Below are 17924 nucleotides of genomic sequence, written 5' to 3' on the forward strand. Positions count from 1 at the left end.
ACTTTTTTGTAAATTTTTGTATTTTGGGATACAAAAAAATATTTTTTATGCAATTGTCGGATGGTGGCGATTGCATTTTTGCATCATAGACTTGTTGCATAAATCTTTGATTGACAGAACGATCGCAGATCCAAGGCAGGCAGACACAAATTAACGCAGATAATTGCCAGATATGAAAGTGAATGCAGGCAATTTTGTCTCCTGCGCGCGATCGATTTAAGTAGAGTGCGTTACGCAACTTTGTTTAACAAAACAAGCCACATCATACTGTGATATAGCCCACAGTTTTCGGGATTTTAATAATTCTTTAAGCTCCCATCCCTGAATACTGTTTCAAACCCTGCCGCCACAGCCAGCGATTCCACACAAAAAACACCACACCCCAACCAAGCATCACCAACAAACCGCGGCCAACATCAACGGGCAATCCGATCAAAATTGAAGCTGGAAAATGAATCAAATAAGGAAACCGAGTCCACAAAACCACTGCGCGCACTGCTGGAGGAAACACTTCTAGCGGCGCGACAAGTCCCGATAAAAACAGATAAATCAAAAACCAAAATTGCTCGATCGCACTTGCGCGCTCTATCCAAAAAGCAAACAGCGCAAAGGTATACTGAATCAGGAACCGCAAGCAAAAAGCCAAGACTATAGATATAGCCTTTCTCAGAAAGATCAGGTACGTTGTTGGGCTTCAGCCCTATACGTTTAAGTGGTTATATAAGCTGTCAGTGATACCTCATCTTTTTGATAACCGCTATATATGCTTGTCAATAATACCTTCATCAGTTATAATTTTGTCAGAGGTTGTTGCGGGAAAGGAAATCTAGAATGTTTGGTAAAAGAACTACAGATTCGCAGCCAAATGAAGACAGCAACATGACGGGTTTGATTAAAATATCGGGTTGCGACAACACCAACCGGCGAGGGGATGTAGTTTTTGTCCACGGTTTGGCCGGTCATGCTTGGAATACTTGGCACTGGCAAAATCCTAGCAATCGAGATTACGAAAAAGATAATTTTTGGTTGAAGTGGCTGGGAAATGATTTAAAAGATGTCGGGATTTGGAGTTTTGGTTATGATGCAGCACGATTAAGGGCTAGCGGTTCTGCTATGCCACTGTTCGACCAGGCTAGTAACTTTTTAGACGATTTAGAAAATTTTAACATTGGCGATCGCCCGATAATTTTTGTGACTCACAGTATGGGCGGGTTGCTGGTAAAAAAAATGTTGAGTACCGCAGAAAATTTTTCGCGAGACAAACGCAAAAAAGCGGTAATTGAATCTAGCAAGGGCATTGTATTTTTATCTACTCCCCATCTTGGTTCCGACGTTGCTCAATGGGTAAAATCTTTAACAGGCTTTTTAACTACGGTTAATGTTGAAGAACTAAAAGCTCACGCACCGCAGTTACGCGAACTTGATGAATGGTATCGCCAACACGTTGATGAGTTTGAGATTACCACAAAAGTTTATTATGAAACCCGACCGACTAGCGGTATCTTGATTGTTAATGCGAGCAGCGCCAATCCCGGTATTAAAGATGTAAAGCCTATAGCGGTAGAAGCAAATCACGATACCATTGCTAAACCGCAACCGGGAGATAAAAAAGTCTATTTGGGTGTAAAGAATTTTATTGAGGATAGTTTACCGCGCCAGAAATCTCTTCCTCCTGGCGATACTTCAGTTGTACAACCGCAAATTATTGCGGAGAAAAGCAAAGACCCTTATCAGCCTCTTTAACTGATGGTGTTAAGTTAGAGAGGCTAAAAATATTTCAAGCACCACCTTTACCAGATTACTATGTAGACCGCCCAGAAATTAGCAAGGATTTAAAACAGCGCTTGCTAGCTAATAATCAAACTTTAGTTGTCAGCGCGATTCACGGTTTGGGTTCGGTTGGTAAATCAACTTCAGCCGCAGCTTTAGCCCATGACGGAGATATCCAAAATCATTTTAGCGACGGTATACTTTGGGCAACTTTAGGTCAAGAACCTAACATTCTCCAAAGATTAACTGATTGGGTGCATGGTTTGGGGGATTATAATTATCCCGTTACGGATATGCAGAGTACGTCACTGCATTTGCGTACTCTACTGATGGATAAAGCAATGCTGTTGGTAGTTGATGATGCTTGGATAGATAAAAATAACGGGTGGGAATATGTAAAAGCATTTAATGTTGGCGGTTCTCGCTGTTGTATGCTAGTCACAACTCGCGATACTTCGATCGGGAATGAGCTTGGTGCTATCACTTATTCCCTAGATGTGATGACGAAAACGCAAGCATTAGAGTTATTGACGCTGAAACTCAAAACATTAGGGAAGCAACTAGAAACAGGTGAAATTAAGTCAGCAAAAGCTTTAGCTAAAGCTGTTGGTTATTTACCATTAGCATTAGAATTAGCTGCCGTACAAGTTGCTAATGGTACAATTTGGCAAGTTTTGATTGCAGATATCCAGCAAGAAATTGCTCGGTTAAAATCGTTGCAAGACCCCGGAATTAGGAATATTGGTGATGATGAGAAGTTTAAAAAACTCAGTTTGCAAGCATCATTAAATCTGAGCATTAAGCGATTAGAAGAATATGATAGAGAGTGTTTTGCTTGGTTCGGGGTGTTGCCGGAAGATGCAAACATTACTCGCCAAATGACAGCGACACTTTGGGATATAGACGAACGAGATGCAAGCGATATTTTGCAGTATTTCCGCAGTCAAGCGTTGTTACTACCTGGCGTGACTCTGGCTGATGGGACAATAACTTATAGATTGCACGATTTATTCCACGATTTAGCGCGGAATTTGTTAACTGCATCCCCAAAACCGAAACGTCAAGGTGATTTGCTAGGGTTGGGGATAAACTGGAAAGATGCTCACGTTCAACTACTAGATAAATATCAACAGCAAACCGCAGATAATTATTGGCATACTTTACCAGATGACGGTTATATTCATCAATATTTAGTTTGGCATTTAGAAAAAGCGGGTAAAATAGCAGAAATTCACCAGTTATTGCGGGAAGAGTCAGCGAGTGGTCATAATGGCTGGTATGAAGTGCGCGAAAAATTAGGTCAAGTAGCAGGTTTTTTAAAGGATGTTTCGCGTGCTGGGGAATTAACAGAAACTGATTTTGACAAAAATCCACCGCAGTCGATCGGTTTACAGTGCCGCTATGGCTTAATCGTGTCTTCTTTGAATAGCTTGTCAGCAAATATACCAAAAGAGTTGTTGCTAGTGATGATAAAAAATAAATTTTGGAAACCCGAAAAAGGGTTGGCTTATGCTTTGCAAAAACAAGATTTTCAAGATCGAGTAAATTCATTAATTGTAATATCACATTATTTACAAAAAAAATTAAAAAAGCAAGCATTATCAACAGCATTAGAAACAGCACGTCAAATTTATGACGCATCTGCTCGCGCTCAAGTTCTCTCATCTTTAGCGGAAAAATTACAGTCACAAAATTTGTACTCCGAAGCATTAGAAACAGCACGTCAAATTCAGAATGAATATTCTCGCGCTCAAGTTCTCTCATCTTTAGCGGAAAAATTACAGTCGGAAAATTTGTACTCCGAAGCATTAGAAACAGCACGTCAAATTCAGAACGAGTATTCTCGCGCTCAAGTTCTCTCATCTTTAGCGGAAAAATTACAGTCGGAAAATTTGTACTCCGAAGCATTAAAAACAGCACGTCAAATTCAGAATGCCCCTAACCGCGCTCAAGTTATCTCATCTTTAGCGGAAAAGTTACAATCGGAAAATTTGTATTCCGAAACATTAGAAATAGCACGTCAAGTTCAGGACGAATCTGCTCGCACTCAAGTTCTATTATCTTTAGCGGAAAAGTTACAGTCGGAAAATTTGTATTCCGAAGCATTAGAAATAGCACGTCAAATTCAGGATAAAAAGTATCGTGCTCAAGTTCTATTATCTTTAGCGGAAAAGTTACAGTCGGAAAATTTGTATTCCGAAGCATTAGAAACAGCACGTCAAATTCAGAACGAGTATTCTCGCGCTCAAGTTCTATCATCTTTAGCGGAAAAGTTACAGTCGGAAAATTTGTATTCCGAAACATTAGAAATAGCACGTCAAATTCAGGACGAATTTGCTCGCACTCAAGTTCTATCATCTTTAGCCGAAAAGTTACAGTCGGAAACTTTGTATTCCGAAGCATTAGAAACAGCACGTCAAATTCAGAATGCCCCTAACCGCGCTCAAGTTCTATCATCTTTAGCAGGAAAGCTACAGTCGGAAAATTTGTACTCCGAAGCATTAGAAACAGCACGTCAAATTAAGTTGGGCTATGAGTGCGCTGCAATTATCTCCTCTTTACCGAAAAAGTTACCGGAAAATTTGTACTCCAAAGCATTAGAAATAGTACGTCAAATTCAGCAGGAAGAGTATCGCGCTCAAAGTCTCTCATCTTTAGCAAAAAAGTTACCCGAAAATTTGTACTCCGAAGCATTGGAAACAGCACGTCTAATTCAGGACGAGTATTCTCGCACTAACGTTCTCTCATCTTTATCAAAACAGTTACAGTCGGAAACTTTGTACTCCGAAGCATTAGAAATAGCACGTCAAATTCAGAACGAGTATTCTCGCGCTCAAGTTCTATCATCTTTAGTGGAAAAGTTACAGTCGGAAAATTTGTATTCCGAAGCATTAGAAATAGCACGTCAAATTCAGGATAAAAAGTATCGCGCTCAAGTTCTATCATCTTTAGCGGAAAAATTACAGTCGGAAAATTTGTACTCCGAAGCATTAGAAATAGCACGTCAAATTCAGAACGAGTATTCTCGCGCTCAAGTTCTATCATCTTTAGCGGAAAAGTTACAGTCGGAAACTTTGTATTCCGAAACATTAGAAATAGCACGTCAAATTCAGGACGAATCTGCTCGCACTCAAGTTCTCTCATCTTTAGCGGAAAAGTTACAGTCGGAAACTTTGTATTCTGAAGCATTAGAAATAGCACGTCAAATTCAGGATAAAAAGTATCGCGCTCAAGTTCTATCATCTTTAGCGGAAAAGTTACAGTCGGAAACTTTGTATTCCGAAGCATTAGAAATAGCACATCAAATTCAGAACGAGTATTCTCGCGCTCAAGTTCTATCATCTTTAGCGGAAAAGTTACAGTCGGAAACTTTGTACTCCGAAGCATTAGAAATAGCACGTCAAATTCAGGACAAATCTACTCGCGCTAACCTTCTATTATCTTTGATAGAAAAGTTACCAGAAAATTTGTACTCCGAAGCATTAGAAATAGCACGTCAAATTCAGGACGAATCTAGTCGCGCTAACCTTTTATTATCTTTGATAAAAAAGTTGCCAGAAAATTTGTATTCCGAAGCATTAGAAATAGCACGTCAAATTCAGGATAAAAAGTATCGCGCTCAAGTTATATCATCTTTAGCAGAAAAATTAAAGTCGCAAAATTTGTACTCCGAAGCATTAGAAACAGCACGTCAAATTCAGTCTGAAGAGTATCGCGCTCAAGTTCTATCATCTTTTTTAGTGGAAAAGTTATCCGAAAATTTGTACTCCGAAGCATTAGAAATATCACGTCAAATTCAAGATGAAAAGTATCGCGCTCAAATCATCTCATCTTTAGCAGAAAAGCTACCCAAAAATTTGTACTCCGAGGCATTAGAAACAGCACTTCAAATTCAGGATGAAAAGTATCGCGCTGATCCTCTAAGTCTTTTATTTAAAAAACAATCATCATCCAAACCCAAAAATGAGGTATACAAAATGTGGTTAGAAATAAGGACAACCACTTTATCTAAACTCAAGCGCAAAGATTTTCAGAATACTATAGCTGTTCTAACATCAGTAATTTATAAATTAGGTGGCAAAGATGCAATTATGGAAATTGTTACCGCCATTCAAGATGTCGCGCGATGGTGGCCTTAGAATTTAACAGCAGACAGTAGTCATCAGTCAGGAGATTTTAGATTTTAGATTGTACGATCGGGAGATTGGGAGATTGCAAGATTGAGAGAATTCCCAACTATCAACTGTCAACTGTCAACTGTCAACTGTTACGCTCCCATGCTGGAATATTGTTTTAAACCCTGCCGCCACAGCCAGCGATTCCACACAAAAAACACCACACCCCAACCCAGCATCACCAACAAACCGCGGCCAACATCAACAGGTAATCCGATCAAAATTGAAGCAGGAAAATGAATTAAATAAGGAAACGGAGTCCACAAAACCACTTCGCGCACTGCTGGAGGAAATACTTCTAGCGGTGCGACAAGTCCCGATAAAAATAGGTAAATCAAAAACCAGAATTGCTCGATCGCACTTGCGCGCTCTATCCAAAAAGCAAACAGCGCAAAGGTATACTGGATCAGGAACCGCAAGCAAAAAGCCAAGACGACAACCAAGGAAAACAGCAAAAACCTGCCCAAACTCGGTAGCCAAAAAGACTGTGGGTAAAGTGCAAAAAATAGCAGCACTAATCCGAATACAAACGGTAGCCTCGCAAACCTTTCGGAAACATGGGATGCGAAGTGATGCCATACTGGATCTAGAGGCTGCAACAATCTATTAGATAACTTGCCTTGCACTACTTCTTTTTCAAACTCCCAAATCACCCAAACTACATTAGTTTGTCGGACAATGAAAGCTGCCAAAAAGTAACGGGCAAAGTCGATCGCCTTTAGTCCAAACTGACCGCTTTCTGATGCTTGCATCCACACGCCCATCAAGATAAACGGCAAAGCTCCCGACAGGGCCCACAAAAATAATTCTGCCCGGTATTCGAGCATATAAGCGTAGTAAGTCAGGAGCAAGGTTTTAGCAATTCTGATTATTTTTTTCATATCAATCTCACTAAAAAAATTATAGGTAAAGGTACGTTGTTGGGCTTCAGCCCTCTTTCTATATACGCCGAAAGAGGGCTGAAGCCCAACAACGTACCTATCTTTTTCTTGAGAGTAAAACACCTTGTTTTTTAGGGAATCTGGGGGGAACTCTACACTTTTCCGGTGCGAAAAACTCGACCGATTACCTCTTCAATTGGCGGATCTGTGACAGTCAAATCTATCACTTCCAACTGGGCCAAAATCTTCGACACGCTCGCCGTCAGCTCCTCCCTTTTGACCAAAAACCGGACTGAATTACCTTCAATAGATTCTACCTCGCCGTAAGCAAAAGCACTATCTTTTGCTAGCGGTTCGGCTAATTTTACCTGGACTTCTCGGTAAGGTGCAAACCTGTCGAGCAATCCGTCCAAACTGCCATCATAAACTAATTGCCCTTCATGGATTAACAAAACACGCTTGCATAAAGCCGTAATGTCAGCCATATAGTGACTTGTCAACAGCACTGTTGCTTGATAGCGCTCGTTATATTCTCGCAGAAATTGCCTGACACTAAACTGTGCGTTGATATCCAAACCTAAAGTCGGTTCATCTAAAAATAATACCTCCGGTTGGTGCAGCAGTGCGGCCATCAATTCCGCTTTCATTCGTTCGCCTAAAGACAGCTTGCGTACCGCCTGATTTAATTTGCCTTCTAGTGACAGCATTTCTGTCAATTCTCCAATTCGCTGCCGGTATTCTTTATCGGGAATGCCGTAGACTGCGGCATTGATTCGCAGAGAGTCGAGTACGGGTAAATCCCAAATTAACTGCTGTTTCTGCCCCATGACTAAGGTGATTCTTTGCAGAAAAGCTGCTTCGCGGCGGAAAGGAGTACGATCGCACACAGTGACAGTACCACCAGACGGGTAAATCAAGCCAGTCAGCATTTTCAGCGTCGTAGTTTTGCCCGCACCGTTAGCCCCCAGAAACCCCACCACTTCACCAGGTTCAATACTGAAAGAAACACCCTCAACTGCTTTGATATTGCGGTAAGTGCGCTTGAAAAAGTGCTGCATGGTTCCTTTCAGTCCCGGTTCCTTAATGGCTACGGGATAAACTTTGCTTAAGTCTTTAACTAAGATAATTGGCATTGGCTGTAGTTTTAACTTTTATTTTAATGTGCGATCGCGCGATCGGGTTGTGCCAAGCTGTAGAATATTACAAGATATCCATTATCACATAGCACAAAATTTACAACTATGGTACTCACGCCAGATAATTCAGGCATCCCTCGCTTGGTAGGAGACAATACTGCTGAAAATATTACACTTGCACCGGGACAACTTGCCAGTTTTCCTGGGGGACTTTGGATGCTGGGCGGCAATGATACTGTGAGGGGCGCGTCAGATGCAGAAAGGATTTTCGGCAACGATGGTAAAGACAGTCTGTTTGGCGGTGCCGGCGATGATTCTATTTACGGCGGCAAAGCTGATGACGATGTTTTGGGAGAAGCTGGAAACGATTTCTTGACGGGAGATAAAAATAGTGATTTCGTTGATGGCGGTGCGGGAAATGATTTGCTGCGCGGGGGGCAAGGTGTTGATTTGTTAGTCGGTGGTGACGGCAACGATACTTTAATTGGCGACAGAGATGTGGATGTTTACAAAGGAGGTGCGGGCAACGATGTCTTTGTTTTGAGAGTCGATCAAGCTGGACTTAGATTAGTTGGGAATGAAGTTCCTGACGCCGTAATTGTCGATTTTGATAAGTCTAGCGATTCCATCGGAATTAGTACGGCATTCACCAGCAGCAATATCACTTTTGAACAAGTGAGTTATAGTTTAAACGATCCGAGACTACTGTTACTCGATCCAGGAACTTTATCGGGGGGAACGAGTTTGTTAGCCAAGGGCGGCATCTCGCAGCAAAGTCTCGATCCAGATCGTAATGGGCGTGTGGAAGCTACTAATATTAGATTCGGTTTTACTAATGCTTTGTTAGGGACTGTGTTGAATGTGACTCCGGCAGATTTAACCGGTCGTTTGATTAATGCTAGTTCTCTGCTTTAATTTGTAGGTGTAGGGTGCGAACTACGCACCTTATTAGACTAGACTTAAATAAATCTGACTTTGATACAGAAACCGCAGATGTAAGGCAGATAAACACAGATTAACGCAGATGATTTTCAGATTGCTGGGAATGAATGCAATTGCTCGTCTACTAATAATCCCAATTTCAGAAAAATTCTTGGTACAATATTTGAGGTTGAGTTTGTTTGCTCGACAAAGATTGGGCCAAGGTACGTAGTTGCGCTTCAGCGCTCTTTATATATATAAGCAAAGAGCGCTGAAGCGCAACTACATACCTAATTTTTCGCTCTTTATAAGATAAGCAAAGAGCGCTGAAGCGCAACTACATACCTAATTTTTCGCTCTTTATAAGATAAGCAAAGAGCGCTGAAGCGCAACAACGTACCTAATTTGTCTGACGACAATAAATTTACCCTGCCATACTAATAATGACTGCTGACTAATTATAACTTGCCCTTTTCCATTGCCCACTGCATCAAACCGGGGAATAAGCGATAGGCTTCCGATGCCAAGAAGGCAGGGCCGACTGTGACTTCTGCACGCTGATTTTTCACAGCATCCCAGATAGCTTTAGCAATATCTTCCGGCTGATTTGCCCAGTCAGATTTTAGCATTTCACTCATTTGTTGGCGGCGCAATTCGACTGCGGGCTCGTCTCGATCGCGAAATTGAGCTCTTTCCAAGAAATCGCTGTTAATCAAACCCGGGTGTACCGCGCAAACATGAATTCCTTGGGGCGCCAATTCCAATCGCAAAGTTTCTGTCAAACCCGTTACTGCATACTTACTGGCGCAATAGGCAGTCATTTGAGGTAAGGGCATTTTGCCACCAATGGAACCAACATTGACGATTGTACCCGTTTTGCGATCGAGAAAATGTGGCAAAAGTTCTTGAATTGTGTTAACGCAGCCCCAAAAATTGGTATTCATTAATTGCTGCCAATCTTCGGAGGTGGTTTGCTCGATCGCCCCTGCGAGACAAATTCCAGCATTATTCACCAAAACATCAATGTTTCCGCAGGTATCCAGGGCTTTTTGGACGATCGCCCGCACTTGTTGAATGTCACCAACATCCCCCGCAATCGCCACAGCCGAAGTGCCTTCACGCTGCACCTGAGCCGCTGCTGCTGCCAATCTCTCCGGCTCCCGAGCCACCATCACCACATCGTAACCTTGACGGGCAAATAACAGTGCCGTTGCCTTGCCACTTCCCTGAGAAGCGCCTGTAATCAAAACTGTAGGAGCCATAGATTGTTATAAATTGTCAGTAGGAAAATGGTTTGCTGCGGTAATTGAAACTATAACAGAGGTAATCTAATTTTAGGCGCGCTCTAGATTAATATTTTTGGAGTAGGCCAATTTTTTAAGCATGGCGATCGGACTTTTTTAACGAACCGCGAAGACGCGAAGGAAGAGATGAGAAAGGACGAAAATAAAAAGTGTTGAGAATTTGTGCGAAAATTTGACCAATTATCAATGATTTGTTTGGCCAATTATCAATGACTTGCTTGGCTAATGCCTAAAAAATGAATATTCCGCAAAAACCGTCGAATTGGTCGATCGCCCTCGTCTTAACTATTGGCGTGTTAGCAGTCTCAACCGCCTCAATCTTGATCCGGCTAGCCAACCAGAAAGCAGGCGCGGGCGGCCTCGGTTTCAGTCTGGTGCTCGCCGCTTCTCGCTTGACTTTATCCGCCTTAATTCTGCTTCCGGCTTGGCCGAAAATTCAGTGGAAAGCCCTACAGCCCGGAGCTCGGCGATATGCTGCGGCGGCGGGTTTGTGTCTCGCCCTGCACTTTGCTCTCTGGATCACCTCACTGTCTTATACTTCGATCGCAGCTTCCACAGCCCTTGTCACCACAAATCCCGTCTGGGTAGCGCTGTTATCCCGCTTCTGGTTTGGTGAAAAACTCAGCAAAATGTCGATCGCAGGCATTAGTATAGCGCTTGCTGGCTCCATGGCGATCGCCCTCGGAAGCGGCGGCGCAGCCAATACCGGCAACACTCAATTATTCGGCGATTTCCTTGCTCTGACTGGTTCCTGGGCTGTCAGCTTGTATCTGTTGCTCGGCCGGGAAGCTCAACGGCGGGGATTGGAAATTGGCGGTTATATCGCGATCGCCTATACTGTTGCTGCGATCGTCCTGCTACCTCTACCCCTCGCCTTCGGTACCAGTTATACCGGTTATCCAAACATTGTATATCTGTACATTTTGTTAACCGCCGCCTTCCCTCAATTAGTAGGTCACACCATTTTAAACTGGGCTGTAGCGCAAATTTCCCCAACTCTGGTAACTCTTGCCATCTTGTTTGAACCCGTTGGGGCGAGTAGTTTGGGTTATTTGCTGTTTGGGGAAATGCCCGCACCGGCCGTACTCGCAGGTGCTGCGGTACTCCTCTTCGGTGTAGCCGCCGCCACTTTCGGAACCCAAAAATCTTAGTAAATAAGTTAAAAGCAAAAAAGATAGCAAATATCTTCGCTTATCAACTGTCAACCGTCAACCGTCAACTGTCAACTGTCAACTGCTATAAAAACCTACTTTCTGTCTGTAATTGTAAAAATTGCAATTAGAAGTTGCACTTTTTGCATAAGTTTGTTACGAAATGTAACATTCGTGACAAACTGCTCAAAAAAGTCTTGATATGTTTCTTTTGGTAGATGACGCAGTAAAAAAACTGCTTGTCAAAAAAACATATCGAGGAAAGAAAAAATGTCTAAATTAATTGTTGGTTTCACTGCTAGTTTATTGGCATCTGGATTATTGGGAAGCTCTGGTCAATTAGTTCAACCACCTACTACTAATAATGCAATTATTGCCCAAGCCAACGAACAAACACTCATACAGCAAAATCGCGATTTGCTATTAAAAAATGGTCAAACAGCTAAGAATATTGCTGCTAAAGTAGGCGCAGCAGCTAGCAACGAGGCAGCACCGTCGGGTAGCAATCCTTTGCAAGTTAACCAACAGCTAATCTTGCAAAACAGAGCTATTTTTACCAGTATCGCTACCAAAGTAGGCGCAACTGTACCCAGCGTTGCAGGCCCAGGGAGCGGTGACTTAGCGGCAGAAAACCACAAATTATTGTTGGGTAACAGACAAATTGTCCGCGCGATCGCTGAAAAATTAGGTGTGAAACTGCCCGCTCCCCCAGAATTGAGTGGCAGCATGGTGCAGAAAAATAACACGCTCCTACAAGCCAACCGCAACGCTTTAGGCGCGATCGCAGCCAAAGTCGGTGCAACAGTCGCTAAATAGGAAAATCCGACGAGCGATATAGCCGTTGTTGCCATATCGCTTGCGCTCTCAGCATACTAAGGAATGAGAATTAAATAACTTACAATTTTTATCCTTCTTGTGGGATGGGCCCAGAACCCATCCCACTTTCCTTGTGTAAATTATTTAATTCGCGCTCCTAATGCGATCGGGACTTACGCAGTCAAACTATATATATATATATATCGTACCAAAAAGGGCGATCGCTTGTTCAAACTCGCAAGCGATTGTCATAGACTTATCCAAAAAAGAAACTCTCGGGCAGACTCCATCCCTACCCTACAATAATAGTTATTGAAGATGTCTATTAAATTAAAAGTTAAACTTCTCAAAGAATCACCTTTACCCAGTTAAATGATATATAGCAATCCTAAATCATTTGTGAATTTCTTACTCCCTTCTCGATGTCTTGGGGAGGGCTGGGGTGAGGTTAAAATTTTACGACTCCTGCAAGGATTGCTATATAGCGTTCCTGTGTGACTCCTGTTGATTCTACTGATTTTAAAGACTCCAAGCATCAGCTTCAAGCCTTCCTTCCCATTCCTCTGTGGCTTGCCATTACCATTTCAGTGCCATTCGTATTAAATCGTCAACCTATTGTCATTAGTAAAGATTATTGACAGCAACCATCAACAACGATAGAATAGGGGTTGCGGAATTTGCTTGTTGAGAAAATTAGCACGTTAAAAAATGTGGGCAATCAGAAGCCTCTTTGGTTAGATATTTGCCACCGCCGCGATCGTGAGGCAGGATAGATATCAAGGACAAATAATCTGGTTTCCACTTGCATCGGCATCCTAACTTTCCGAGTCTAGCGCTTTTCGCTCGCACTGCGGTGTTGTGTCCTGTGCAACGCCGGTTTTATATCACCCGTCAGTTAAATATTGACTCAAGATTAAAAAATATCAGCATTTTTACTTTCTGCTTTCTGCTTTCTGCAATTAGGGTGCTTTTCGGAGAATAAAACTATGCTACCAGAACAACTACAGCGGATTATCGGCTACTTTCTAGAAGAAGCCGCAGAACACCTTCAAATCATGGAACAAGGCTTGCAGGGCCTGCAAAACACCGTGCAAGCTCCCCAAAGGATCCACCAGCTTATCCGAGCCTCGCACTCGATTAAAGGGGGAGCAGCTATGCTGGGATTTAGCAGCATTCAGCGCGTAGCCCATCGTTTGGAAGATTATTTAAAACTGCTCAGAGAATGTCCGATCGCCATTGATAGCAGGCTGCAATCGCTGCTAGCTAAAGTTTTTGATATTTTAGTAGCCCTCGTCTGCAAGGTTTCTAAGGGTTTTGGGCTCAACAACGAAGACGCAAACCAGATGCTGTCCCTCGCCGAACCGATTTTTGACGAACTCGACGCTTGCCTGAGAGTGCTGATTCCTACTCGCCTGACTGTGAGAGCAGTAACCGACGAACACATTCACCTTTTCTGCGGTTACTGCACCTTGGCTGGGGAATTTTCCTCCGCCATTACGTCGCGCGTCGGTTTGCTCGGAGGCAATATTACCCGCCACGAGTACGAAGACGACGGCATACGCCTTTATATTGACATTTACCTGCCACCTTACACCAGGCTCGAAAACATCCGCCAAGCTGTCGAACTTTCAGGCGCTATTATCGGGACTGTTCAGACGCAGCGCGACTTCTCACTGCTGGCTATGGATTATCCGGTTTACCAAAGCGCGATCGAACCTCCGGCAATTTGCACGGGATGTCGCTACTATTACGGCAGAAGTGACGGCGGCCACCTGCTCAACTGCACGATCCATCCCAGCGGCCCGGAAGATGAAGATTGTCGCGATCGCGAACCGGAATAAGGGTTATAAAATCACGACTCAGAACTAATAGGTGGAACGAGGGAACAGATTAGTAAAAACTAATATTCTCCCAGACATCTTTCAGACTGCCAGATGCCAATTTCTTTCTGCTTCCTTATTTCCTAGATCGCTAAAATTTTATTCGTTACACCCGTTACAAAATCCGTTGCCGAACTTCCGACTTCACGCTTGAATTCTTCCTTTTTCCTGCTTCTAAAACTTCCCTAAAAGCTGATACCGCAACTCTAATTAATTGCATCATGCTCGCCGGATGTCCCACGGCCCAGATATTGATAGCCAGACAAGCGATCGCCATAGCTAACAAGATATATGTCGGAGGCATTACTACCCCGATCGCGAACCAGGTAAAAACGTGAAATATCATTGCTGTAGCCCAAAGGCTGGCCACAGCCGCAGACGCCCAAACTTGCATTCGAGGTCGGTTTAGTCCTGTCAAAATCCCTGTCTGCAAAGTAGTCAGCAAGTTTGCCGGAACTAAAAAGGCACAGATAGCTATGCAGTGGGTATGAGAAAACTCAGTAACTGTATTGAAGTCGAGCATCAGTATAATTGTCGGGCCTGTTGGATATACTTAAAGAGCTTAACGCGACTTGACTTTCAAATCTTGTCACCCTTACCTTAACTTAATCTTTTCGTCAGTCGGCCGGTCTGAAGACACATTTATCTCCCCTTTTTTATGATGGTAAAATATTACCACAAATATTAAAATTGTGGAAAAACATTAAAACGACTTGAAGAAAGGGAACAATTGCTGCGATAATTAATATCGGGGATCGCTCGAATAGAATAGCTCAGTTCGTAAAAAAAAACCAGAATGCTCGCGCCAGTCTAGCAGCAACACAACGGTAGGCTAATTTTCGACTCCATCATTTTCGATTCGCTGATTTTCGGATAATGCCTTGTTAGTGTCGGTCAAGGGATCGGGCCATTATGCGATCGAACAATATGAGATTATTGAAAAGCAAATTTGAGATCAAATCTAAAATCGATAGAACCCTCTCGAAATTTTACAGCGGAAAATAGAGACAATGGATCGACAAAGCACAATCCCAGCACTCGCAGAAGTTGACTTGACAAACTGCGACACAGAACCCATTCACATATCGGGGCACATTCAGCCTCACGGGATTCTCGTGGTTGTACGAGAACCTCAACTAGAAATACTGCAAGTCAGTGAAAATACGCAATATTTATTGGGAGTCGATGCCAAAAGTGCGATCGGTCAAGATTTGAGCTTATTCTTCGATAAAGTTCAGTTAGAAAAACTCAATGCCTGTTTGCAGAACGAAAACTTAAAAACCGTCAATCCCATTAAAATCTCTGTCAACAAAGCAGACAAGTTTTTAGAATTTGACTGCATCCTCCACCGACAACAAGGAATTTTGATAATTGAGCTAGAATTAGCAATCACCACAGAAAATCTTTCCGTTTTTAGCTTTTATCATTCAGTCAGATCCATTGTCAGCCAAATTCAAAGCGCCAAAAATCTCAAAGAATTATGTCAGCAGACTGTGGGAGAAATCCGGAAAATTTCGGGATTTGATAGAGTTATGACCTATCAATTTGACGCAGAAGGTAACGGTGCTATAGTGGCTGAAGACAAACTAGAAAACCTGAGTTCATTCCTGGGCTTAAACTACCCCAAGTCAGATATTCCCAAACAAGCCAAAAAACTGTATTTGTTAAATTGGTTGAGGTTAATACCAGATATTAATTATCAACCAGTTCGCATCATTCCCGAAAAAAATTCTGTTACGAAGCAGTCCCTAGACCTCAGTCTCAGCGTGTTGAGAAGCGTGTCTCCCATTCACATAGAATACCTGCAAAATATGGGCGTTGCCGCTACTTTATCAATCTCTTTAATCAAAGATAGACAACTGTGGGGATTGATTGTTGGCCATAACTATACACCAAAATACCTCAACCATGAAGTGCGAGCCGCTTGCGAGTTTATCGGGCAAGTAATGTCCTTAGAATTGCAGTCAAAAGAAGCCAACGAAGACTACGACTACAAACTACACTTAAAATCTATTCAAACCCAGATTTTTGAAGACATATCTACCTCCGAAAACTTGTCAGAAGTGTTAGTTAAATGCCAGCATAATTTGCTGGAAGCAGTCAACGCCCAGGGAGCATCAATAGTATTTGGAGAAAATTGCTATCGAGTCGGGGAAACACCTCACGGAGAAGCGCTTAAATCCTTAACTCAGTGGGTGCAAAACAGCCTAAGAAAAGAAATTTTTTATACAGACTCGCTGACTAAATGCTATCCAGAAGCTGAGGAATTTAAAAACACGGCTAGCGGGTGTTTGGCAATAGCAATATCGCCGAGTCAGAAAATATACGTCTTGTGGTTTCGCCCGGAAGTAATTAAGACCGTAAATTGGGCCGGAAACCCCAACAAAGCAGTTCTAATAGATGAAGATGGCAGCCACAGACTGTCTCCTAGGAAATCCTTCGAGCTGTGGAAAGAAAATGTGAGGTGCAAATCTTTGCCGTGGAAGCAATGCGAAATAGACGCTGCATTGGAACTAAAAAAAGCAATAATCAATATAGTGCTGCGCCAAACCAAAAAACTCGAAAAATTAAATAGAGCACTAGAAGCCTCAATCGCCAGAGAACGCGAAAAAAGCGAGCATTTAAAAGCAGCGATGTACGAGCTTCAGCGGACGCAAACTCAATTGGTGCAAAGCGAAAAAATGTCAAGTTTGGGACAGTTGGTGGCGGCGGTAGCCTATGAAGTGACTAACCCGATTAACTTCATATACGGAAATCTTAACTATGCCGACGAATACAGTCAAAAAATGATCGATTTATTGCAGCTTTACGAGCAGCACTATCCGTCGCCTTCGCCAGAAATTCAAGCAGAAATAGAAGGAGCAGAATTAGAGTTTATAGTTGAAGACTTGCCGAGGTTGCTGGGTTCAATGAAAGTAGGAGCTAACCGCATCCGCGAGATTGTTCAGTCGCTGCGAAATTTCTCTAGAATTGACGAAGCAGAGATTAAAGAAGTTGACATTCACGACGGATTGGACAGTGCTTTGCTGATTTTGAGCAACCGATTCAAACCGAAGCCCGTTAGCGTAGCAGGTACGCAGTACCATCGCCCTGCAATTCATCTCAACAAAGAATATGGCTCTCTACCGTTGGTTGAGTGTTACCCAGTTCAAATCAACCAAGTATTTATGAATGTGCTGACAAATGCGCTTGATGCTTTAGAAGATGCCTTTGTTAACAAAAATTTATCGCCGCACTCTTGGCACGAAGCAGAGACAGCCAAGAGCGGACAAATTCGGATCGTGACTGAAGTTTGTCCGGGAGAAACAGCCGTAGCAGTTCGGATTAAGGACAATGCTTGGGGTATGGAAGAAACAGTTAGACAGAAAATATTTGAGCCGTTTTTTACCACAAAACCGGTAGGGAAAGGTGCGGGGATAGGTTTGGCGATTGGCCGCGAAATTGTGGTGGAACAACACGGCGGCAAATTGAGCTGTATTTCAGCCCCCGGAGAGGGAACCGAGTTGATTATTGAGATTCCCTTGAGCCAAACTCATCCCAAACCGATTTTAAACAGTTGACAGTTGACAGTTGACAGTTGACAGCGAAGTGATAAGAACGGAGATTTAAACTCCGTTCTTATCATAATCTGCCGACCTGCTGGGACTTCAAACCCCTGCTATTCGGTGAAGTGAAAAAAAGTGCGCTTATCGACAAAATGCACAAATCTAAAATTCGATTAAAATACAAAAGCAGCTATAGCAACCGCCACATCGGTTAGGATATTCAAGAACTCATCAATAGAGTCTAAAATCCTTGCTTTATAAACGGTTAGATTCGGATACCATAACTGTCAACTGTCAACTGTCAACTGTCAACTGCTATAAGTAGATTTGAGCCAACTCTGAGGA

11 protein-coding genes and 1 pseudogene are annotated in these 17924 nt (G+C 42.7%); 7 read left to right on the forward strand and 5 right to left on the reverse strand.

The genetic code is table 11. The features are described 5' to 3' along the window. Positions 1-307 precede the first annotated feature (307 nt). Positions 308-694: pseudogene (locus tag QZW82_RS02085) on the reverse strand (ABC-2 family transporter protein); the annotation flags it as partial. A gap of 137 nt (positions 695-831) precedes the next feature. Here QZW82_RS02085 and QZW82_RS02090 point away from each other — a divergent pair. Together QZW82_RS02090 and QZW82_RS02095 are read left to right on the forward strand one after the other, a co-directional pair. Next, on the forward strand, positions 832-1743 hold the full coding sequence (locus QZW82_RS02090) for an alpha/beta fold hydrolase (RefSeq protein WP_293143789.1): 912 nt from the start codon (positions 832-834) through the stop codon (positions 1741-1743). A 77-nt stretch (positions 1744-1820) separates the two neighbouring features. Then, on the forward strand, positions 1821-5909 hold the full coding sequence (locus QZW82_RS02095; RefSeq protein ID WP_293144017.1) for an NB-ARC domain-containing protein: 4089 nt from the start codon (positions 1821-1823) through the stop codon (positions 5907-5909). Positions 5910-6037: 128 nt separating this feature from the next. On the opposite strand, the gene QZW82_RS02100 is transcribed toward QZW82_RS02095, so the two are convergent. Together QZW82_RS02100 and QZW82_RS02105 are read right to left on the reverse strand one after the other, a co-directional pair. Then, positions 6038-6826, reverse strand: a complete 789-nt coding sequence (locus QZW82_RS02100; RefSeq protein WP_293143792.1) for an ABC-2 family transporter protein — start codon at positions 6824-6826, stop codon at positions 6038-6040. A gap of 152 nt (positions 6827-6978) precedes the next feature. Beyond that, positions 6979-7959 carry an ATP-binding cassette domain-containing protein gene (locus QZW82_RS02105; RefSeq protein WP_293143795.1) on the reverse strand — a complete coding sequence of 327 codons (981 nt, stop codon included), beginning with the start codon at positions 7957-7959 and terminating at the stop codon, positions 6979-6981. 108 nt (positions 7960-8067) lie between these two features. Between QZW82_RS02105 and QZW82_RS02110 the strand changes: the two genes are divergently transcribed. Continuing rightward, entirely contained in the window at positions 8068-8877 is an 810-nt protein-coding gene (locus tag QZW82_RS02110) for a calcium-binding protein (protein WP_293143798.1), read from the forward strand. A 464-nt stretch (positions 8878-9341) separates the two neighbouring features. On the opposite strand, the gene QZW82_RS02115 is transcribed toward QZW82_RS02110, so the two are convergent. Then, complete coding sequence (locus QZW82_RS02115; RefSeq protein ID WP_293143801.1) at positions 9342-10145, reverse strand: SDR family oxidoreductase; 804 nt, start codon at positions 10143-10145, stop codon at positions 9342-9344. Positions 10146-10423: 278 nt separating this feature from the next. On the opposite strand from QZW82_RS02115, the gene QZW82_RS02120 reads away from it, so the two are divergent. The 3 genes from QZW82_RS02120 to QZW82_RS02130 all read left to right on the forward strand — a co-directional run bounded on the left by QZW82_RS02120 (position 10424) and on the right by QZW82_RS02130 (position 13995). Then, on the forward strand, positions 10424-11338 hold the full coding sequence (locus QZW82_RS02120) for a DMT family transporter (RefSeq protein WP_293143804.1): 915 nt from the start codon (positions 10424-10426) through the stop codon (positions 11336-11338). 270 nt (positions 11339-11608) lie between these two features. Continuing rightward, positions 11609-12154 (forward strand): hypothetical protein, encoded by a 546-nt coding sequence (locus QZW82_RS02125; protein ID WP_293143807.1) that lies wholly within the window; start codon positions 11609-11611, stop codon positions 12152-12154. A gap of 986 nt (positions 12155-13140) precedes the next feature. After that, on the forward strand, positions 13141-13995 hold the full coding sequence (locus tag QZW82_RS02130; RefSeq protein WP_293143810.1) for an Hpt domain-containing protein: 855 nt from the start codon (positions 13141-13143) through the stop codon (positions 13993-13995). 154 nt (positions 13996-14149) lie between these two features. Here QZW82_RS02130 and QZW82_RS02135 read toward each other — a convergent pair whose 3' ends face one another. Continuing rightward, positions 14150-14557 carry a hypothetical protein gene (locus tag QZW82_RS02135; RefSeq protein WP_293143813.1) on the reverse strand — a complete coding sequence of 136 codons (408 nt, stop codon included), beginning with the start codon at positions 14555-14557 and terminating at the stop codon, positions 14150-14152. Between the two features lie 487 nt (positions 14558-15044). On the opposite strand from QZW82_RS02135, the gene QZW82_RS02140 reads away from it, so the two are divergent. Then, the gene (locus QZW82_RS02140) at positions 15045-17594 is read left to right on the forward strand and encodes an ATP-binding protein (RefSeq protein ID WP_293143816.1); all 2550 of its coding nucleotides are present in this window, start codon (positions 15045-15047) and stop codon (positions 17592-17594) included. Positions 17595-17924 lie beyond the last annotated feature (330 nt).

This window comes from Microcoleus sp. bin48.metabat.b7b8b9.023, assembly GCF_013299185.1.
Taxonomy (GTDB): domain Bacteria; phylum Cyanobacteriota; class Cyanobacteriia; order Cyanobacteriales; family Microcoleaceae; genus Microcoleus.